Raw genomic sequence first — 18,327 nt, forward strand, 5'->3', positions numbered from 1 at the left:
GTCCTTAGGCGGCGGGCTGCAGGCCCAGGGCCGCGAGTTGCTGCACGCTGCCCTTGAACTGGATCATGCGCGGATCGTCCAGCGGCAAGGTACGGCCGGTTTCTTTCTGGATGATGCTTTGCAGCTTGGCGTTGTCGACCTTGCCGTCGGCGCCAATGGCTTCGTGGAGTTTTTCCGGGGCGACCAGGGCGGTCTTGCCCGGTTCGAAGTAAATGGCGCCGGTGGCGAAGTCCACGCCAAAGGCGATCAGGCCGGGGATTACGTAGAAGAGCAGGCCGATGGCGTCGAGCGCAGCGATAGCCGGGTCGATCTTGCCGTCGATCTGGCCGCGGCGGTCGGGGTAGAAGATCGAGCCGCAGGCGGTGAGTTGGCTCAGCAGGGTGAGGGCGAGGACACCGCCGATGACACGGGAAGCGATACGCATAAAATTCTCCTGAACTCGTTTGAAAGGTGACTATAAGCCAGATCTACCAGGCGACGCTGTTCCCACATTGGACCGCATTCACAGCCCATGCCGGTGGTGCTATACAGACCATCATCGGCATCCGGCAGTTCGCCGTTATACTCGCCGCTCTGCTTTGGAGCCAGTATGAATTCGTTGCCGATTGATGAAGTTTTACCCGCCCTGCGTGACGCTTTGGCCAACCGCCATGAAGCCGTGCTGGAAGCGCCGCCCGGCGCCGGTAAAACCACCCGCGTGCCCTTGGCTTTATTGAACGAGCCCTGGCTGGCCGGGCAGACCATCCTGATGCTCGAACCCCGGCGCCTGGCCGCCCGCGCCGCAGCGGAGCGATTGGCCAGCGAATTGGGCGAAAAGGTCGGTGAAACCGTCGGCTATCGCATTCGCCTCGACAGCAAAGTGGGCCCCAACACCCGCATCGAAGTGGTCACCGAAGGCATTCTCACCCGCCGCCTGCAGGATGACCCGGCGCTGGACGGCGTGGGGCTGCTGATCTTTGACGAGTACCACGAACGCAGCCTCGATGCCGACCTGGCGCTGGCCCTGAGCCTGAACGGTCGCGATCTGTTTCGTGATGAGCAGCCGCTGAAAATCCTGCTGATGTCCGCCACCCTGGAAGGCGAGCGCCTCTCCGGTTTGCTGGACAACGCGCCGATCCTGCGCAGCGAAGGGCGCATGTTCCCGGTGCGGATGCGCTGGGGGCGGCCGTACCAGGCTGGGGAATTTATCGAGCCGCGGGTGGTGCAGACCATCCTTGAAGCGCTGCATGATGAAACCGGTAGCGTGCTGGTTTTCCTACCGGGCCAGGCGGAAATTCGCCGGGTCAATCAGCAACTGGCCGACGCTCTGGGTAACCGCCCGGATCTGCTCCTTTGCCCGCTGCATGGCGAACTGGACCTCAATGCCCAACGCGCCGCCATCGACCCCGCGCCCGCCGGCAAGCGCAAAGTGGTGCTGGCCACCAACATCGCCGAGACCAGCCTGACCATCAACGGCGTGCGCGTGGTGATCGACGCCGGGCTGGCCCGTGTGCCGCGTTTCGACCCGGGCAGCGGCATGACCCGCCTCGATACCCAGCGCATTTCCCGCGCCAGCGCCACCCAGCGCGCCGGCCGGGCAGGGCGCCTGGAGCCGGGCGTGTGCTATCGCTTGTGGTCCGAAGACCAGCACGAAGGCCTGGCCGCTTATGGCAGTGCCGAAATTCTCGCGGCAGATCTAGCCGGCCTGGCCTTGCAGTTGGCGCGCTGGGGCGTCACGCCCGCGCAGCTGGTATGGCTGGATCTGCCGCCGGCCGCTGCATATGCCCAGGCCGAGGATTTGCTGGTGCGCCTGGGCGCTTTGAAGGAAGACAAGCTGACCGCCCATGGGCAGAAGATGGCCGAGTTGCCGGCCCATCCGCGCATCGCCCATTTGTTGTTGCGCGGGCAGGACCTGGGGTTGGCGGCGATGGCGTGCGAGGTCGCCGCGCTCTTGGGTGAGCGCGATATCCTGCGTGGCGGCGGTGCGGACTTGCACAGTCGCCTGGCGCTGCTGTCCGGCGAAGAACGTGCGCGCGGTACGCAAGGCGGCGTACAGCGCGCCAAGCAGCTGGCCCGGCAATATCGCGGCTACCTGAGAGGCCAGGCCACGCAACCGGTTGGCGACCCCGACCACCCGCGCTGGCTCGGCGCTTTGCTTGCCCTGGCGTACCCGGACCGCGTCGCCCAGCAACGCCGCCCCGATGGCGCCGAATACCGCCTGGCCAACGGCCGCGCCGCGCTGTTCGCCGAGGCGGACAGCCTGATGAAGCAACCCTGGTTGGTCATCGCCGACCTCGGCAGCCGCCAGGGCCAGCGCGAAGAACGCATCTACCTGGCGGCCGAGTTTGATCCGGCATTGTTCGATACGGTACTCGCCGAACAAGTGCGCACTGTCGACCAGTTGGATTGGGACGAGCGCGAAGGCGTGCTGCGTGCCGAGCGCCAGCGCAAAGTCGGCGAACTGGTGCTCAGCCGCGAACCGCTGACTGGCCTCGACGAATCCGCCCGCAGCCAGGCGCTGGTCAACCTGGTGCGCCGCAAAGGCCTGGAGCTGCTGCCGTGGACCCCCGAGCTGCGCCAGTGGCAGGCCCGCGTCCTGCTGTTGCGCCATCTCGACGCCGGCAAAGCCAGCGAATGGCCCGACGTCAGCGACAGCGCCTTGCTCGCCAGCCTCGAACACTGGTTGATGCCCTACCTGGGCAAAGTCTCGCGCCTGAGTCATTTCGCCAATTTGGATATCTCCAGCTTCCTGCACAACCTGCTGCCCTGGCCGCTGCCCCAGCGCCTCGACGAACTGGCGCCGCAGCATGTGAAAGTGCCGTCTGGCTCGTCGGTGCGCCTGGACTACAGCGAACAGCCGCCGATCCTGGCGGTGCGTTTGCAGGAGCTGTTCGGGCTGGCGGATACGCCACGCATCGCGGGCGGGCGTCAGGTGGTCAAGCTGCACCTGCTGTCCCCGGCACGGCGGCCGGTGCAGGTCACGCAGGATCTGGCGAACTTCTGGCGCAGTACCTACGCCGAGGTGAAGAAGGATTTGAAGGGGCGGTACCCCAAGCATTACTGGCCGGATGATCCGTTGATCGCCGAGCCCACTGCGCGGATCAAACCCCGCAAGTAGCCGCGACAGAGGTCAAATGTGGGAGCTGGCTTGCCTGCGATGATATCGCTGCGGTGTTACTGACAAACCGCGTCGTCTGCATCGCAGGCAAGCCAGCTCCCACATGGGTTTTGTGGTGTGGCTTATTGCGCGGCGGGGAGCAGGAACCGCGCAATCACCGGCAGATGATTTGAGATGCGCAGCGTATCTTCCTGCCGCACCTTCGCTTCCACGCGTTTGATCCGCGGGCTGTAGAACAGGTAATCCAGGGTGCGATCCGGGCCATCAAGGCTTGGGTCGTTGGGGAAGTGGGTCAGCCATTTTTCACGGTCAATCCCGCTGGATTGGCTGTTGCTCGGGATCATCGGGTATTTGTCCCAGAGCAAATGCAGTTCGCTGTCCGGTGAATACTGCCCGCGTTTGCCGGCGTCCAGGCGCAGGAATTGGCCCAGGGGCAGCAGGTTGAAATCCCCGCCGATCAGCCAGGGCGTGCCACGGCTTTCGAATTTATCCAACAGCTTTACCGTGGTTTTGACCTGCTCCTGTACCGCGTTGCGCCCAGGGGCATCGCCGTCCAGGCGCGTGTTAAGCACCGCCAGTTGGCCGCCGTCGCTCAGTGGCAGGTAGGTCAACAGCAAGGCCGGCTTGGGTTGGAACTGACGGCTCAGGATGTTCGCCTCGGGCGCCGGCAATTGCAGGCGTTCGGCGTGTTCGATCTGGTAGCGGCTCAGGGTCGCCAGTTTGCGGCCGACGCTGCCGAAAATGTGCAGGTCTGGCACGAAGTCGGCTTTCCAGTCGAAGGCTTGTGCGCTGCACGGGTAAAGATCGACCAGGCGTTCCTGCAGCAGGGCGAGTTGGTCCTGGTAGTGGGAGGGCTTGGCGTTTTCGTCGAGTTCCTGCAGCAGCAGGATGTCCGGTTGTTCGTCGCGAATCACCCGCGCCACTTCGTCGAGGCTGGCGGCCATGTCTTCGACCGTGGGGCGGTCGTCGGGGCCGCTGCCGTCGGCGGTGTCATACCAGAACACATAGTTCTTGCCGGCCAGGTATTGCACGTTCCAGGTCATGACCTTGAGCGCCTGGCCCGGCAACAGCGTCGGCGCACGGGGCGCGACGCAGCTCACCGGCAGGGTTTCCTTGGCCTCGGGGCGCCAGGTCGCGCTATAAATCAGGGTTGCGAGCAGGCCTGCGATGATCAACAGGCCCAGCAAGGTGATGCGCAATAAACGGGTCATCGGCTCGGCTTATGGCGTTTCAGGAATGGAGCGGAGCATATCACCGCGCGTCGGCATCGCCACCGATCAACATGAATAAACGGAACAGCACCACGCTGGTAAACAGTTGCAAAAAGCTGTGAGCGCTGTCGAGCAACAACCCGACCAGCGGCGCAGGCGTCGGATACGCCGCCACGCTGGCGCCCTTGAGCAACCACAGCGGCGTCATCACGCACAGCAGGCACACCAGGATCCGCCAGAAATGCCCACGGGTCAGGCGAAAGCTTTCCTTCATCGCCTCCAGTGCCGGCATCCCGCGCAGTACCAACAGGTACTCGGCGAAGGCCAGCACCACCATCAGCCACAGGCCCGGCAGGAAATACAGCGACAGCCCCAGCAGAATCAGCAGCGTGCTCATGGCCGTCAGCAGGGCGAAGCGCGGCCACAGGGTCAGGGCCCTGGCCCACACGTCCTGGGTGCGCGGCGACTCGCCACGGGTGCGGGCGTCGAGAAACAGGATCAGGGCACCGGTGTACAGCGGGTACACCAGCAACCCCACCACCACGCTGTATCCGGCAAACGCATCCGGGCCGACGACGTGGTTGAGCACCTGTTGCAGCAGGGCTTCGAAGATCACCAACGGCAAACACAACTGGACGATGGCGCCCAGGTTGTGCCGAGTGAAACGCAAGGAGTCACGCAATACGTCTAACGGATTCATCAAGTTCATCGCAGGCCTGAGAGCAAGGACAACACTTTAACCGATCAGCACCGGCGGTGAGCAAACGTAAACCTTGAGTAAAGACCATTGAAACAACTCGTAACACCCCCATAACTGGAACGGCGCCTGATACCAGGCGAAACCACGATTTCCAACGGCAATCTAACGAGGTCGCCATGAACAGCGAAGAGCAAACCCTGATCGATGGACTGTTTTCACGGTTGCAACAAGCCGAAACGGACTCAGCTCCCCGCGACGCCCAGGCCGAAGCGCGGATCAAGGAGCACATGACTCGCCAACCGGCCGCCGGGTACTACATGACCCAGTCGATTCTGGTGCAGGAACACGCGCTCAAAAGTCTCGACGCGCAGAACAAGCAACAGGCGCAGCAGATCCAGCAATTGCAGGATGAGCTGCAACGGGCCAAAGCCACGCAGCCTGCCGCTTCGGGTGGCGGTGGCTTCTTGTCGAGCATCTTTGGAGGTGGCGGTTCGCGTGAACCGCAACCGGCCCAAAACGCACCGGCATCGTCGAACAGTGGCTGGCGTGAACCGGCGCGGCCTGCGTTTGGCCAGCCTGCGCCGCAGCAGAACTATCAACAGCCGCCACAACAAGCTGCCGCCGCAGCGCCAATGGGCGGCGGCTTCCTCGGCGGCGCGATGAAAACCGCTGCCGGCGTGGCCGGTGGTGTTTTGCTGGCCGAAGGTATCAGCAGTTTGTTCCACCACAACCAGCAGCCGCAGGTGGTGGAGGAAATCATCGAGCAACCGGCACCGGCCAGCGACACAGGCGGCTGGGGCAATGATGACCAGAAGTTTGCCGGGGGCAATGACAGCTGGGGCAGCAACAACTCGGACAGCTTCGCGGACAGCGATTATTCCGACGACTCCTCCTCTTTCGGCGACGATGATTCCTTCGTCTGACCCTCCCGGATCGGGGCGCAACGTCGCCCCGGTCTGATTTTTTCCCGGAAACATCCTCGTGGCTGGCATACTTGCACCCTTTCCGGGCCCTGGCGCCTGGCTGTCATGGGGAAGTGCGGTGAAGAAAATTGCAGTGTTCGCCGATGTGCAAAACCTCTACTACACCGTTCGCCAGGCCTATGGCTGCCACTTCAACTACGCCGCCCTGTGGGCTGATATCAGCGCGCGCGGGCAAATCGTCGAGGCATACGCGTATGCCATCGACCGTGGCGACAGCAAGCAGCAGCAATTCCAGCAGATCCTGCGCAACCTGGGCTTCACGGTAAAACTCAAGCCGTACATCCAGCGCAGCGACGGCTCGGCCAAGGGCGACTGGGACGTGGGCATCACCCTCGACATCATGGATGCCGCCGACCACGTCGACGAAATCGTATTGGCCTCCGGCGACGGCGACTTCGACATGCTGCTCGATCGCGTTATCCACAAGCACGGCGTCGAAGCCGTGGCCTACGGAGTACCGGGGCTGACGGCCAACTCGCTGATACGCGCTGCCAGCCGCTACGTGCCGATCGAAGGCGCGTTGTTGCTCAAATAAATGCTTAAACGGAGTTGAAACAGGTTTGGAACGTATAGCGGTCATCGACTTTGAAACCACCGGTATCACCCCGAGCAGCCACTGCCGGGCCACGGAAATCGGCGTGGTCATCCTTGAGCGTGGGCAAATCGTCGACCGCTACCAGAGCCTGATGAATGCCGGCGTGCGCGTCCCCGGTTTCATCGAGCAACTCACCGGCATCAGCAACGCCATGCTGCGCAACGCGCCGCCGGCCGAGCGGGTGATGAACGAAGTCAATGAATTCGTCGGCACCACGCCCTTGATGGCGCACAACGCTGCGTTCGACCAGAAGTTCTGGGACTTTGAGCTGGGCTTGATCCGCCGCACTCGTTTGCAGAAGTTCGCCTGCTCTTTGTTGCTAGCTCGTCGGTTGATGCCTTCGGCGCCGAACCACAAGCTCGGCACGCTGAACACGTTCGCGCAACTGCCCCACACCGGCAAGGCTCACCGGGCGTTGGCGGATGCGGAGATGGCGGCGAACCTGACCGCGCACCTGGCCAATGAGTTACGCCAGAAGCATGGCCTGCGCGAGTTGTCCCACGATTTGCTGTGCACCTTGCAGAAAGTGCCGGCGGCGAAGATCAATGAGCACCTGAAGAAACATCGCGGGTTCTGAGCCAGCCACAACCTCAGGAACACCGAAGATCCAACTGTGGGAGCTGGCTTGCCTGCGATAGCGGTGTATCAGTCAGCCATTTTTCGCCTGACCCTCCGCTATCGCGGGCAAGCCCGACTCCCACATGGGTTATGCGGTGCCTATTGAGGCTGCACACACTCCAGCGCCCGATCCACCACCCCCTTCGCCATCTCCACCAAATGCATCACCGCCCGCTGCTGCACGTTCATCGCTTCAGCGGATGAATGCGCCGTCTCGACTGCGCAATGCAGCAGATCCGCCGCATGGGCGAGGGCGTCTTCAAAGCTCAGGTTGTCGTTCAGAATAAAGGTGGGCGCATCCGGGGCGGACGCTTTGAGGTAGTAGTCAATGGCTCGGCGATTGAGCAGGGCGTCTTCGCTGAGGAAACGGGGTGGATCGGGGGTGACTTTGACCATGGTGAAACTCCTTGCTGGAAGAAGTCGACACCGTTCGCTTGCACGCGAGTTAGGGTGGCAACTGTGCGTAGGTGTGCAAGACCGGGGCAAGGATCCAAACCCGGCAGGCCCGAAGGCCTCCCACGCACAGCCGCCATAACAGGCTTATTGTCTGTAGGTTTATTTGTGATCTTGCTTGCCATCGGACTTGCACGTCCGGTCACCGAACATTCGATGACGCAGCGAGACTAGCTACCCAATCCGACGGAAACAAGGCCGTGGGATTCTCTCGGAAACTTCCCGCAAATGAAAGCGAACGTTCAGCGCTTAGAGCTTCGGTGAGGCCACTGACGCCATCGCAGGCAAGCCAGCTCCCACAGGTGATCGCATTCAGCCCAGGCAACTCGGTCTACTGTGGGAGCTGGCTTGCCTGCGATGGCCATAGGTATCTACACAACGTTCAAAGGCTGACAAATCTCCCTGTAGTGAGCGGGCTTGTCCCGCGCTGGGTGGCGAAGCCGCCCCAATAAAGACACCGTGCAGTTTCAGACAAACCCAATTCGCCTGGTTTGGGGCCGCTTCGCAGCCCAGCGCGGGACAAGCCCGCTCACTACAAAAATGTGTAGATACCTATGCTGCGATAGCGGTAGATCAGCCTGCACTTTTCCCATTCCCCTCCAACTGCCCCAACGGCACCCGCCGCTCTATCGCACTCGACAAGATGATCGAGGTCTTGCTGAACCCGAACTTCGCGATCCGATTGATCAAGTCTTCCAACTCCGGCATCGAGCCCACCGCCGCTTGCATAATCACGCACGGATCTCCCGTCACCCGGTGGCATTCGGTCAGTTCGGGAATCTCGGCCAGGGCGTCGTATACCTTCTGGCTGCCATGATTGGTCAACCTCAGTTCGATCACACACTGAATCGGCAAACCCACCTTGGACAGGTCCACCTTGGCCTGATACCCGGTGATCACGCCGCTGGCCTCCAGCTTGGCCACGCGTTCGGCCACGGCGGGGGCGGAGAGGTTTACCATGCGGGCCAGTTGCGCGTAGGAAGCGCGGCCGTCTTCGAGCAGGGCGCTGAGGAGCATGCGGTCATATTTGTCCATGATAAGGCTCAGGTTACGCGTGGCTTTCGAAAGCATGGTTTATAGCCTTCACAACCATGCTTTGAAAAGTGTATGGGCGGTTTAAACAGGTTTTGTAACTTATGTTTATTCGCCTTCGTTTCTAGAATAAGCCTCCCATCTACTGCCAAAGAGCCACCCAATGCCTGGCCCACGTCGCTTTCCCTTACCGTTGATCGCCGCCTTTTTTGCCTTGTATGTGATCTGGGGGTCCACCTACCTGGTGATTCGTATCGGCGTGGAGTACTGGCCGCCGCTGTTGCTGGCGGGGATTCGGTTTTGCACGGCAGGCGCGTTGATGTACGGCTACCTCAGGTGGCGCGGGGTGCCGGCGCCGACCTGGTCGCAATGGAAGGCCGCCGGGATGATCGGTATTTTGCTGCTCACCTTCGGCAATGGCGGCGTGAGCGTGGCGGAACACACGGGCGTGTCGTCCGGCGTGGCAGCGCTGGCGGTGGCGACGGTGCCGCTGTTTACCTTGTTGTGCGGGTATTTCTGGGGCGCGCGCAATACGCGCCTGGAATGGGCCGGGGTGATCCTGGGGATTATCGGCATCGCCATGCTCAACATGGGCAGCACCCTGCAATCGAGCCCGATGGGCGCGGCGTTGCTGTTGTTCGCGGCGGCATCCTGGGCGTTCGGCTCGGTGTGGAGCCGGCACTTGCCGCTGCCCCAGGGTGCCATGGCCAGCGCGGCGGAAATGCTGGTGGCCGGTGTGGCGCTGTTGATTGGCAGCGTGGCGTCCGGCGAGCGCCTGCAGGCCATGCCGCCGCTGGAAGGCTGGCTGGCCCTGGCCTACCTGACGGTGTTCGGATCGATCATTGCGTTCAATGCCTACATGTACCTGCTCAAGCACGTACGCCCGGCGGCGGCGACCAGTTATGCCTACGTCAACCCGGCGGTGGCGGTGTTGCTGGGGATTGTGTTCGTCGGCGAGACCATTGGGTTGGAAGAAGCCTTGGCCATGCTGGTGATCATCAGCGCCGTGCTGTTGATCAGCCTGCCCCAATGGCGAAAGCCAAAACCGGAAATAAGGTAAACTGCCGCGCAATTGCGACGTGCGCTGAACTTTTCCTACGGTAAACACATGACTTTCGCCACCCTTGGCCTGATCGAACCCTTGCTGCGCGCCCTTGAGACGCTTGGCTACCAGACCCCGACGCCGGTGCAGGCGCAGGCCATTCCGGCGGTGCTGGCCGGTCGCGACCTGATGGCCGCGGCCCAGACCGGCACTGGCAAGACCGCCGGCTTCGCCGTGCCGCTCCTGCAACTGCTGACCCTGGAAGGGCCGAAAGTCGCCGCCAATTCGGCGCGTGCGCTGATCCTGTGCCCGACCCGCGAACTGGCCGAGCAGGTTCACGCCAGTGTCGCCGAGTACGCGCAAAACCTGCCGCTGACCACCTACGCGGTGTACGGCGGAGTGAGCATCAACCCGCAGATGATGAAGCTGCGCAAGGGCGTCGACATCCTGGTCGCCACGCCTGGCCGCCTGATCGACCTGTTCCGCCAGAACGCCTTGAAGCTCAATCAGCTGCAAACCCTGGTGCTGGATGAAGCCGACCGCATGCTCGACCTGGGCTTTTCCGAGGAGCTGGCGAACATCTACCGCATGCTGCCGAAAAAGCGCCAGACCTTGCTGTTCTCCGCGACCTTTTCCGATGAGATCCGCCTGCTGGCCGGGCAGATGCTCAACGACCCGCTGACCATCGAAGTCAGCCCGCGCAACGTCGCCGCCAACACCGTGAAGCAGTGGGTGGTGCCGGTGGACAAGAAGCGCAAGGCGGAGCTGTTTGTGCACCTGATGCGCAAGGGCCGTTGGAAGCAGGTGCTGGTGTTCGCCAAGACCCGTAACGGCGTGGATGCATTGGTGGATAAGTTGCAGGGCCTGGGCATCAATGCCGACGGCATTCACGGCGACAAGCCGCAAGCCACGCGTCAACGTGCGCTGGACCGGTTCAAATCCAGTGACGTGCAGATCCTGGTGGCCACCGATGTGGCCGCGCGCGGGCTGGACATCGAAGACCTGCCGCTGGTAGTCAATTTCGACCTGCCGATCGTGGCGGAGGATTACATCCACCGTATCGGGCGTACCGGGCGTGCAGGCAACACCGGTGAAGCGATTTCCCTGGTTTGCGCCGACGAGGTGAACATGCTGTCGGCCATCGAGATGCTCACGCGTCAGACCTTGACCCGGCACATGGAGCAGGATTTTGAACCGGAGCATCGCGTGCCGGACACCGATGCCAGTGGGCAGGTGGTGAAGAAACCGAAAAAGCCGAAGAAGCCTAAATCGTCGGGGGGCGGCGGTAAGCGCAACCTGGGCAAGTGGGTGGACAGCGGGGAAGTGACGCCGGCGGAGCCTTCGATCAAGCCGGTGCGCAAGGTGCCGGTGTTCAATACTGGGCCGCGTAAGAAGAAGTAAGATTTTCGGCGCCTGTGCGGGCGCTATCGCAGGCAAGCCAGCTCCCACATTGACGGTGTTTACACATCAAAATGTGGGAGCTGGCTTGCCTGCGATGCGATCTAAGGTTCACCGCAAGACTCAGCGCTTAAGCCACTCCAACATCCCCCGCCCAGCCGCCCGGCCACTGGCAAAACACCCGGTCAGCAAATATCCTCCGGTCGGCGCTTCCCAATCGAGCATCTCGCCCGCACAAAACACTCCGGGCAATTGCTTGAGCATCAGCCGTTCATCCAGCGCCTCAAACGGCACGCCGCCTGCGGTGCTGATGGCTTCATCGATGGGCCGCGTCTTCACCAGGGTCAATGGCAACGCCTTGATATCCACCGCCAATTGCGCCGGGTCGTTAAAGTGTCCGGCCGGCGTCACTTCGCGCAACAACGCGGCCTTGACCCCGTCCAGCCCCAACTGGCTGTGCAGATGTTTGCTCATCGAGCGCGAGCCACGTGGTTTGGCGAGTGCCGCCTGCACCTTGTCCAGCGGCTTGCTCGGCAGCAAATCGATATGCACCGTGGCGGCGCCGTCGCGATTGATCGCCTCACGAATCGGCGCCGACAGCGCGTAGATCAGGCTGCCCTCGATACCCGTGGCGGTGATTACGCATTCGCCCAAGCGAGGCTTGTCATCCCCCAGCCCGATGGCGACGTTTTTCAACGGTGCGCCGGCGAATTTGCTGACCATCAGGTCGCTCCAGGCCGACACCTCGAAGCCACAATTGCTCGGCTGCAAGCGCACGTAGGGCACGCCTTTGCTTTCCAGGATGTTAAGCCAGGCCCCATCGGAGCCAAGGCGTGACCAGCTGCCGCCGCCAAGCGCCAGCAGCACGGCGTCGTTGTGGACAACGTGTTCGCCTGTCGGGCTGTGGATAAGTAAATCGCCTTGGGCATTCCAGCCGGTCCAGCGATGCCGGGTGTGGATAACCACGCCCTGGTCGCGCAGGCGCTTGAGCCAGGCGCGCAGCAGAGGGGCGGCTTTCATGTCGGTAGGAAAGACTCGGCCGGAGGTGCCGACGAAGGTTTGAATGCCCAAACCATGGATCCATTCGCACAACGCCTCGGCACCAAACCCTCGCAGCAACGGCGCCATCTGCGCTGCGCGCTCGGCGTAGCGCGACACAAACGCCGGGTACGCTTCGGAGTGGGTGATGTTCATGCCGCCCACCCCAGCCAGCAAGAATTTGCGCCCGACCGAAGGCATGCCGTCGTACAGGTCCACGCGTACCCCGGCCTGGCTCAATACTTCGGCGGCCATTAGCCCGGCTGGGCCGCCGCCGATAACGGTGACGCGGTGAGGTTGGGTCTGAGGCATGGGCAGGGCTACGGTGCTGTGAATAGGCCGAACATTCTACCGGACAGAGCGGCGCCTGCCTGATCAAAAAATGTACACTTTCCTACAAGCCTTGCTGCGGCGTGTTCTTAGCCGCTTACGCTCAAGTTATCCACAGGCCGTTCCACAGCCATTGTGGGTAACGCCCACACCTCAATGACAACCTGATGACGTCCATACCCGTTGTGCGCTGTGGTGCAGAATGCCATGGCGGCGCGCCAGGGCCGGGCGGTCCTTGCTGTAGCCGCCGCCGATCACGCCCATCACCGGAATGTCGCGGCCCAGGCAGTGGCGCATCACGCTTTCGTCGCGGTTGGCGACGCCTTGGTCTGTCAGCTTGAGGTAACCGAGGGCGTCGTCTTTATGCACATCGACGCCGGCGTCATACAGCACCAGGTCAGGTTGATAGAGCGGCAACAGGTAGTTGAGCGCGTCGTCCACCACCTTGAGGTAATCGGCATCGCCCATGCCCATGGGCAACGGAATGTCCCAGTCGCTCTGGGCCTTGCGCGCGGGGAAGTTCTTTTCGCAGTGCAGCGACACGGTGATGGCGTCCGGTGTGTCGTGGAGGATGCGCGCGGTGCCGTCGCCCTGGTGCACGTCGCAGTCGAAGATCAGCACGCGGTTGACCCGGCCGCTGGCCAGCAGGTAATGGCTGATCACGGCCAGGTCATTGAAGATGCAAAAGCCCGCCGGATAGTCGTAGTGCGCGTGGTGAGTGCCGCCCGCCAAGTGGCACGCCAGGCCGTGCTCCAGCGCCTGTTCCGCCGCCAGGATGGAACCGCCCACCGCCCGCACGGTGCGGCGCGCCAGGGCCTCGTTCCAGGGCAGACCGAGGCGCCGTTGGTCTTCGCGGGACAACTCGCCGCCCATGTAGCGTTCGATATACCCAGCGTCATGGGCAAGCGCCAGAATCTCGGGCGGGCACAGGTCTGGGCGCAGCAACTGGCTGTCTTCGGTCAGGCCGCTGTCCACCAGGTGGTCGCGCAACAGGCGGAACTTGTCCATGGGGAAGCGATGGTCCGCCGGGAACTCTGGGCTGTAGTCATCGTGGTAGATCAAAGGCAAGGGCATGGGATTTTCTGACGGGAACCTGCGACGGATCTTACCAGCGCTGTACACTCACGCACATGGCAAGGAGAGGGGCCCCATGGAGCCGATACTGCAATTGGAAAGCGCACGCCTGGTGCTGCGCCAATGGCGCGACAGCGACCTGCCGGACTTTGCGCGCATGTGCGCGGACCCGCAGGTGATGCGCTATTTCCCGGCCAAATTGAGCCACCTGGAAAGCGCCGCGTTGATCGGCCGTATTCGCGGCCACTTCGCCGAATACGGCTTTGGTTTTTGGGCCTTGCAGCGCAAGGACACCGGCGAATTCATCGGTTTGACCGGGCTGCAGAACGTCAGCTTTGAAGCCGGCTTCACGCCTGCGGTGGAAATCGGCTGGCGCCTGGCCCGTGAGCATTGGGGCCTGGGTTACGCCAGCGAGGCCGCCTGGACCGCACTGCGCTGTGGTTTCGACCGCCTACAGTTGGATGAAATGATTGCCTTCACCACCGAAGCCAATCTGCCATCACAAAAAGTCATGCAGGCCATCGGTATGCATTACGATCCGCTGGCAGATTTTGAACACCCCAAGGTCGCAGCCGATGACCCGCTGCGCCATCACGTTTTGTACCGCATCACCCGCGCCCAATGGTTGGACACGCTGCACGGATAAGCAGCGCGGAATGCCCCGTAGATTGTAGGAGTTGCTCTATGAGCCAAGTATTGGAAGATCTGGTGGACTTGCTGACCCTGGAGCCGATCGAGGAAAACCTCTTTCGCGGCCGCAGCCAGGACCTGGGCTTTCGTCAACTGTTCGGCGGCCAGGTGCTCGGCCAGTCGCTGTCGGCGGCCAGTCAGACCGTGGAAGAAGCGCGGCACGTGCACTCTCTGCACGGTTATTTCCTGCGTCCGGGTGACGCGGCGTTGCCAGTGGTGTACTCGGTGGACCGGGTGCGCGACGGTGGCAGTTTCAGCACCCGCCGCGTGACGGCGATCCAGAAGGGCCACCCGATCTTCACCTGCAGCGCCTCGTTCCAGTACGACGAAAAAGGCTTCGAGCACCAGACCACCATGCCCGTGGTGGTCGGCCCGGAAAACCTGCCGTCGGAACTGGAGCTGACCAAGCAGCGCGCGCACCTGATCCCCGAGCACATGCGCGACAAGTTGCTGTGCCCCAAGCCGATCGAAGTGCGCCCGGTCACCGAAAAAGACCCGTTCAACCCGCAGCCGTCCGATCCGGTCAAGTACGTGTGGTTTCGGGCCGACGGCGCCCTGGCCGACGCGCCGGCGCTGCACAAGTACTTGCTGGCCTACGCTTCGGATTTCGGCCTGCTGACCACGTCCTTGCTGCCCCATGGCAAGACCGTGTGGCAAAAAGATATGCAAGTGGCCAGTCTGGACCACGCGCTGTGGTTCCACGCCGACCTGCGTGCCGATGACTGGCTGCTTTACGCCATGGACAGCCCGTGGGCCGGCAATTCCCGGGGTTTCTCCCGTGGCAGCGTGTACAACCGCGCCGGGCAACTGGTGGCTTCGGTGACCCAGGAAGGCTTGGTCCGCCATCGCAAGGACTGGGCATGAGCCTGAGCGCGGTCAAGCATTGGGTGTTCGACATGGACGGCACCCTCACGGTGGCTGTGCATGATTTTGCCGCCATTCGCGTGGCCTTGGAGATCCCGCCCGAGGACGACATCCTCACACACCTGGCCGCATTGCCGGCGGATATCGCAGCGGCCAAGCATGCCTGGTTGCTGGAGCACGAGCGTGAGCTGGCGCTGGGTTCGGTCGCGGCGCAGGGCGCGGTTGAGCTGGTTCGCGAGCTGGCCGGGCGCGGGTATCGCTTGGGCATCTTGACGCGCAACGCGCGGGAGTTGGCGCATGTAACGCTGCAGGCAATCGGCTTGGCGGACTGTTTTGCCATCGACGATGTGCTGGGGCGTGAGGATGCGCCTCCCAAACCCGACCCCGGCGGTTTGCTGAAACTGGCGGCGGCCTGGGCTGTAGCGCCGAGCGAAATGGTGATGGTGGGGGATTACCGCTTCGACCTGGATTGCGGCCGGGCGGCGGGGACGCGGACGGTGTTGGTTAACCTGCCGGAAAACCCGTGGCCGGAATTGGTGGATTGGCATGCCGAGGATTGCGTGGTATTGCGCCGGATGATCTAAACCCCAGGCGATGATTATCAAAATGTGGGAGCTGGCTTGCCTGCGATGGCGGTGTGTAGTGAGCGGGCTTGCCCCGCGCTGGGCTGCGAAGCGGCCCCAATAAAAACACCGTCGACCTCCAGGTAGAACCGAGTCGCCTGGTTTGGGGCGGCTTCGCCACCCAGCGTGGGACAAGCCCGCTCACTACACACCGCCATCGCAGGCAAGCCAGCTCCCACAGGGTGATTGGGTTTCTTCAGGGCTATTGAGGAAACAGTACTTTCTGCCCCTGCGCCGACGTAAACATCTTTTCCCCGTCATGTCCCACCCCCGGCACCTCCACCAGCTTGTGGCTCAACTGCGGATGCCGCAGCTTCAGGGCGTCAAAATAGTTATGCCCCCGAATCAACCGATAAGCGCCCTGGGTCTCGGCTTCGCAGCCTTTGTCGAGCGCCGGGTGGTTCGGGTCGGTGTCCTGCTGGCCCAGCAGATACGTGATATCCCGTGACACATAAGCCTGTTCCAACTGCTGGGGCCCGCGGCCCTCGGCGTAGGCTGGCAACTTCTGCATGCCGTACTTCCAGTCGTTGAAGCTGGGGCAATCGGCCACGGCAAATTCTACCGGGCGCTGTGGGTTGAAGTAGGCGTAGGACGAAGGGTTGGCCACTACATAACGCAGGCTGATGCCTTCGCTGTGCAGGGCAGGGTGGTCGTGACCCATGAGGGCGAAACGTTGCACCACCTGGCCGCCGCCGGAATGACCCGCCACCACGATTTCCTTGAGCGCCGGGAATAAGCTGCGGTTGCCCAGGTGCTTGATGATCTGGTCCAGGGCGCCGAAGGAGCTGATATGGCCGGGCCCCGTCGATTCCTCGCCGGCCATCCAGTCGTTGCCGTTCCAGCGCAACACCTGGTTACCCAAGTGGTTGCGCTTGATGTCGGCGTCGTTGAGAAACTGCGGCGCAATCACCAGCGTGGTGCCGCCAACCTTCGCGTGCGCAGCCGCGTCCTCACCACTTTGCAGATAGGTCTGCGCGTTACGCAGGCGGCCATGCACGATGATCAGCACGCGGGTGACGTTCGGCAGCGGCTGGCGCCAGTCCTGGCTCATGCCCAGGCTGAGGTCGCCGGCCTGCAGGTGAAAGCGATCGGGGCTGACTACCTTTACGCCATGTTCGGCCGCCACCGTTGGACACGCCAATAACACGGCCAACAGCCATCCCCATCGTGGGTTCATTTAAAGGCTCTTGGCGGCAAAGGTGTCGCATTGCGAGATCTGGCCTTGGGCAAAGCCGGTCTTGAACCAGCGCACCCGCTGCGCGGAGGTGCCATGGGTAAACGAGTCCGGCACCACGCGGCCCTGGCCCTGTTGCTGCAAACGGTCGTCGCCAATGGCGTTGGCCGCATTCAGGGCCTCCTCGATGTCGCCGGGTTCCAGCCAGTTCAAGCGCTTTTGCGCGCGGTTGGCCCACACCCCGGCGAAGCAGTCGGCTTGCAGTTCCTGGCGTACCAACAGCCCGCCGTCACCTTCCATCTGCCGGCCTTGTTGGCGCGCGGCCTGGATCTTCGACGAAATGCCCAGCAGCGTCTGCACGTGGTGCCCGACTTCGTGAGCGATCACGTAGGCCTGGGCAAAGTCGCCGGCGGCCTGGAAGCGTTGCGACATTTCCCGGAAGAACTCCAGGTCCAGGTACACCTGCTGGTCAGCCGGGCAGTAGAACGGGCCGCTGGCCGAGGTAGCGCCGCCGCAGGCGGAATTCACCCGGCCACGGAACAGGACCAATTTGGGGTTCTTGTAGGCCAACCCGTTTTCCTGGAACACCTGGCCCCAGGTGTCTTCGGTATCGCCCAGCACGGCGCGGACGAAATCAGCCTGCTCATCGTTGGCCGGCGGCGCCTGGCGCGACTGTGTGCTCACCGAAGGCGCCTGTTCCATCTGCCCGGTCAGTTGGCCGAGGATCTGCATCGGGTCCTGGCCGGTCAGCCAGCCGATGCCGACGATCAGCACAATGGCCGTGAGGCTCAGGCCCTTGCCGCCACCGAAGCGCATGCCGCCACCGCCGCCGCCATCGCGGGCATCCACCACGTTGTCGCTGCGTCGGCCTTTTTTCCATAGCATGTGGGCAATCCTCTGGGTGATGACAGTATTTGAGTATGGCTGTAATTAGCGGCAGTAGCCTTCGCCGGTATCGACAATCAGGCAGTCCTTCTTGTCGGCCAGCCATTTCAGCCCGGTGGCTTCACCGTCGCCGGCACGCAACAGTTGCGGGCCGTCCGGGCGATTGAAGGCGATGCCGTCCTCGGCGGCCTCACCCTTGAAGGTCCCGGAGTCGTCCGCATCGAGGCCGTATTGCATGGTGAGCAGGTAGTGACCGCGGCCGACGCTGTCGTCCTTGGCGATGGTCAGGTAGAGGCCCTCGACGCCGATCCATTTACCGACCCATTTGTCGGTGGGCGGGGTTTCTGGCACCAGGGTGGCCTGCACGGAAGCCGGCGCGGGTTTAGGCGCGTCCTTGGCTTCTTGATTGCACGCGGTGAGCAGGGCAAGGGCAGACAAGGCGAAGAGTATTTTTTTCATAGTGGCAGGGCCTTGGTTAAAAAATGTACAGCACGGAGATCAATGTGCAGCGTTGGACTCG

19 protein-coding genes are annotated in these 18,327 nt (G+C 62.7%); 9 read left to right on the top strand and 10 right to left on the bottom strand.

The genetic code is table 11. The features are described 5' to 3' along the window. Positions 1 to 4: 4 nt before the first annotated feature. On the bottom strand, positions 5 to 424 hold the full coding sequence (locus BLL36_RS17990; protein WP_076952690.1) for a polyribonucleotide nucleotidyltransferase: 420 nt from the start codon (positions 422 to 424) through the stop codon (positions 5 to 7). 165 nt (positions 425 to 589) lie between these two features. On the opposite strand from BLL36_RS17990, the gene hrpB reads away from it, so the two are divergent. Continuing rightward, positions 590 to 3,097 carry an ATP-dependent helicase HrpB gene (gene hrpB, locus BLL36_RS17995; protein WP_076952691.1) on the top strand — a complete coding sequence of 836 codons (2,508 nt, stop codon included), beginning with the start codon at positions 590 to 592 and terminating at the stop codon, positions 3,095 to 3,097. A 122-nt stretch (positions 3,098 to 3,219) separates the two neighbouring features. Here the strand turns inward: hrpB and BLL36_RS18000 are convergent, their stop codons facing one another. Beyond that, positions 3,220 to 4,308 carry an endonuclease/exonuclease/phosphatase family protein gene (locus tag BLL36_RS18000; RefSeq protein ID WP_076952692.1) on the bottom strand — a complete coding sequence of 363 codons (1,089 nt, stop codon included), beginning with the start codon at positions 4,306 to 4,308 and terminating at the stop codon, positions 3,220 to 3,222. 40 nt (positions 4,309 to 4,348) lie between these two features. Beyond that, positions 4,349 to 5,008, bottom strand: coding sequence for a YciC family protein (locus BLL36_RS18005; protein ID WP_076952876.1), 660 nt, complete (start codon positions 5,006 to 5,008; stop codon positions 4,349 to 4,351). 176 nt (positions 5,009 to 5,184) lie between these two features. On the opposite strand from BLL36_RS18005, the gene BLL36_RS18010 reads away from it, so the two are divergent. The 3 genes from BLL36_RS18010 to BLL36_RS18020 all read left to right on the top strand — a co-directional run bounded on the left by BLL36_RS18010 (position 5,185) and on the right by BLL36_RS18020 (position 7,163). Then, entirely contained in the window at positions 5,185 to 5,931 is a 747-nt protein-coding gene (locus tag BLL36_RS18010; protein WP_076952693.1) for a DUF2076 domain-containing protein, read from the top strand. 118 nt (positions 5,932 to 6,049) lie between these two features. Further along, complete coding sequence (locus BLL36_RS18015; protein WP_025858209.1) at positions 6,050 to 6,526, top strand: LabA-like NYN domain-containing protein; 477 nt, start codon at positions 6,050 to 6,052, stop codon at positions 6,524 to 6,526. 25 nt (positions 6,527 to 6,551) lie between these two features. Continuing rightward, complete coding sequence (locus tag BLL36_RS18020) at positions 6,552 to 7,163, top strand: 3'-5' exonuclease (RefSeq protein WP_076952694.1); 612 nt, start codon at positions 6,552 to 6,554, stop codon at positions 7,161 to 7,163. A gap of 140 nt (positions 7,164 to 7,303) precedes the next feature. Here BLL36_RS18020 and BLL36_RS18025 read toward each other — a convergent pair whose 3' ends face one another. After that, the gene (locus BLL36_RS18025) at positions 7,304 to 7,600 is read right to left on the bottom strand and encodes a DUF6124 family protein (protein ID WP_076952695.1); all 297 of its coding nucleotides are present in this window, start codon (positions 7,598 to 7,600) and stop codon (positions 7,304 to 7,306) included. Positions 7,601 to 8,230: 630 nt separating this feature from the next. After that, positions 8,231 to 8,692: an Lrp/AsnC family transcriptional regulator gene (locus BLL36_RS18030; RefSeq protein WP_076952877.1), complete on the bottom strand. Its 462-nt coding sequence runs from the start codon at positions 8,690 to 8,692 to the stop codon at positions 8,231 to 8,233. A 160-nt stretch (positions 8,693 to 8,852) separates the two neighbouring features. On the opposite strand from BLL36_RS18030, the gene yedA reads away from it, so the two are divergent. Both yedA and BLL36_RS18040 read left to right on the top strand, forming a co-directional pair. Then, positions 8,853 to 9,749 carry a drug/metabolite exporter YedA gene (yedA, locus tag BLL36_RS18035; RefSeq protein ID WP_076952696.1) on the top strand — a complete coding sequence of 299 codons (897 nt, stop codon included), beginning with the start codon at positions 8,853 to 8,855 and terminating at the stop codon, positions 9,747 to 9,749. Between the two features lie 48 nt (positions 9,750 to 9,797). Further along, the gene (locus tag BLL36_RS18040; protein ID WP_076952697.1) at positions 9,798 to 11,132 is read left to right on the top strand and encodes a DEAD/DEAH box helicase; all 1,335 of its coding nucleotides are present in this window, start codon (positions 9,798 to 9,800) and stop codon (positions 11,130 to 11,132) included. A 120-nt stretch (positions 11,133 to 11,252) separates the two neighbouring features. On the opposite strand, the gene BLL36_RS18045 is transcribed toward BLL36_RS18040, so the two are convergent. After that, positions 11,253 to 12,479, bottom strand: a complete 1,227-nt coding sequence (locus BLL36_RS18045; RefSeq protein ID WP_076952698.1) for a TIGR03862 family flavoprotein — start codon at positions 12,477 to 12,479, stop codon at positions 11,253 to 11,255. A gap of 171 nt (positions 12,480 to 12,650) precedes the next feature. Continuing rightward, complete coding sequence (locus tag BLL36_RS18050) at positions 12,651 to 13,571, bottom strand: histone deacetylase family protein (RefSeq protein ID WP_076952699.1); 921 nt, start codon at positions 13,569 to 13,571, stop codon at positions 12,651 to 12,653. A 76-nt stretch (positions 13,572 to 13,647) separates the two neighbouring features. On the opposite strand from BLL36_RS18050, the gene BLL36_RS18055 reads away from it, so the two are divergent. Genes BLL36_RS18055 through BLL36_RS18065 form a run of 3 tightly spaced genes read left to right on the top strand, consistent with a single transcriptional unit; the run spans position 13,648 to position 15,709 of the window. Next, the gene (locus BLL36_RS18055; protein ID WP_076952700.1) at positions 13,648 to 14,217 is read left to right on the top strand and encodes a GNAT family N-acetyltransferase; all 570 of its coding nucleotides are present in this window, start codon (positions 13,648 to 13,650) and stop codon (positions 14,215 to 14,217) included. 38 nt (positions 14,218 to 14,255) lie between these two features. Then, positions 14,256 to 15,125 (top strand): acyl-CoA thioesterase II, encoded by an 870-nt coding sequence (gene tesB / locus BLL36_RS18060; RefSeq protein WP_076952701.1) that lies wholly within the window; start codon positions 14,256 to 14,258, stop codon positions 15,123 to 15,125. Then, a complete protein-coding gene (locus BLL36_RS18065; protein ID WP_076952702.1) occupies positions 15,122 to 15,709 on the top strand; it encodes an HAD family hydrolase in 588 nt (195 codons plus the stop codon). Before tesB ends, BLL36_RS18065 begins: the two co-directional genes overlap by 4 nt. Before the next feature lie 241 nt (positions 15,710 to 15,950). Here BLL36_RS18065 and BLL36_RS18070 read toward each other — a convergent pair whose 3' ends face one another. From BLL36_RS18070 to BLL36_RS18080, 3 genes are read right to left on the bottom strand one after another with little or no spacing between them, the layout of a single operon-like run. Continuing rightward, positions 15,951 to 16,925 carry a hypothetical protein gene (locus tag BLL36_RS18070; protein WP_076952703.1) on the bottom strand — a complete coding sequence of 325 codons (975 nt, stop codon included), beginning with the start codon at positions 16,923 to 16,925 and terminating at the stop codon, positions 15,951 to 15,953. Next, positions 16,926 to 17,807: a KPN_02809 family neutral zinc metallopeptidase gene (ypfJ, locus tag BLL36_RS18075; RefSeq protein WP_076952704.1), complete on the bottom strand. Its 882-nt coding sequence runs from the start codon at positions 17,805 to 17,807 to the stop codon at positions 16,926 to 16,928. Between the two features lie 45 nt (positions 17,808 to 17,852). After that, complete coding sequence (locus tag BLL36_RS18080; RefSeq protein WP_076952705.1) at positions 17,853 to 18,266, bottom strand: lipoprotein; 414 nt, start codon at positions 18,264 to 18,266, stop codon at positions 17,853 to 17,855. Positions 18,267 to 18,327 lie beyond the last annotated feature (61 nt).

The sequence above is a fragment of the Pseudomonas cedrina subsp. cedrina genome, from assembly GCF_001983175.1.
Classification (GTDB): Bacteria; Pseudomonadota; Gammaproteobacteria; order Pseudomonadales; family Pseudomonadaceae; genus Aquipseudomonas; species Aquipseudomonas cedrina.

What these genes read in the sequence shown, in the direction of transcription:
- BLL36_RS18070 (WP_076952703.1), bottom strand. Translation starts at nt 16,925, where the DNA reads ATGAACCCACGATGGGGATGGCTGTTGGCCGTGTTATTGGCGTGTCCA.
- BLL36_RS17990 (WP_076952690.1), bottom strand. Translation starts at nt 424, where the DNA reads ATGCGTATCGCTTCCCGTGTCATCGGCGGTGTCCTCGCCCTCACCCTG.
- BLL36_RS18065 (WP_076952702.1), top strand. Translation starts at nt 15,122, where the DNA reads ATGAGCCTGAGCGCGGTCAAGCATTGGGTGTTCGACATGGACGGCACC.
- BLL36_RS18045 (WP_076952698.1), bottom strand. Translation starts at nt 12,479, where the DNA reads ATGCCTCAGACCCAACCTCACCGCGTCACCGTTATCGGCGGCGGCCCA.
- BLL36_RS18050 (WP_076952699.1), bottom strand. Translation starts at nt 13,571, where the DNA reads ATGCCCTTGCCTTTGATCTACCACGATGACTACAGCCCAGAGTTCCCG.
- BLL36_RS18005 (WP_076952876.1), bottom strand. Translation starts at nt 5,008, where the DNA reads ATGAATCCGTTAGACGTATTGCGTGACTCCTTGCGTTTCACTCGGCAC.
- BLL36_RS18040 (WP_076952697.1), top strand. Translation starts at nt 9,798, where the DNA reads ATGACTTTCGCCACCCTTGGCCTGATCGAACCCTTGCTGCGCGCCCTT.
- hrpB (WP_076952691.1), top strand. Translation starts at nt 590, where the DNA reads ATGAATTCGTTGCCGATTGATGAAGTTTTACCCGCCCTGCGTGACGCT.
- tesB (WP_076952701.1), top strand. Translation starts at nt 14,256, where the DNA reads ATGAGCCAAGTATTGGAAGATCTGGTGGACTTGCTGACCCTGGAGCCG.
- ypfJ (WP_076952704.1), bottom strand. Translation starts at nt 17,807, where the DNA reads ATGCTATGGAAAAAAGGCCGACGCAGCGACAACGTGGTGGATGCCCGC.
- BLL36_RS18030 (WP_076952877.1), bottom strand. Translation starts at nt 8,692, where the DNA reads ATGGACAAATATGACCGCATGCTCCTCAGCGCCCTGCTCGAAGACGGC.
- BLL36_RS18010 (WP_076952693.1), top strand. Translation starts at nt 5,185, where the DNA reads ATGAACAGCGAAGAGCAAACCCTGATCGATGGACTGTTTTCACGGTTG.
- BLL36_RS18025 (WP_076952695.1), bottom strand. Translation starts at nt 7,600, where the DNA reads ATGGTCAAAGTCACCCCCGATCCACCCCGTTTCCTCAGCGAAGACGCC.
- BLL36_RS18000 (WP_076952692.1), bottom strand. Translation starts at nt 4,308, where the DNA reads ATGACCCGTTTATTGCGCATCACCTTGCTGGGCCTGTTGATCATCGCA.
- BLL36_RS18055 (WP_076952700.1), top strand. Translation starts at nt 13,648, where the DNA reads ATGGAGCCGATACTGCAATTGGAAAGCGCACGCCTGGTGCTGCGCCAA.
- BLL36_RS18080 (WP_076952705.1), bottom strand. Translation starts at nt 18,266, where the DNA reads ATGAAAAAAATACTCTTCGCCTTGTCTGCCCTTGCCCTGCTCACCGCG.
- yedA (WP_076952696.1), top strand. Translation starts at nt 8,853, where the DNA reads ATGCCTGGCCCACGTCGCTTTCCCTTACCGTTGATCGCCGCCTTTTTT.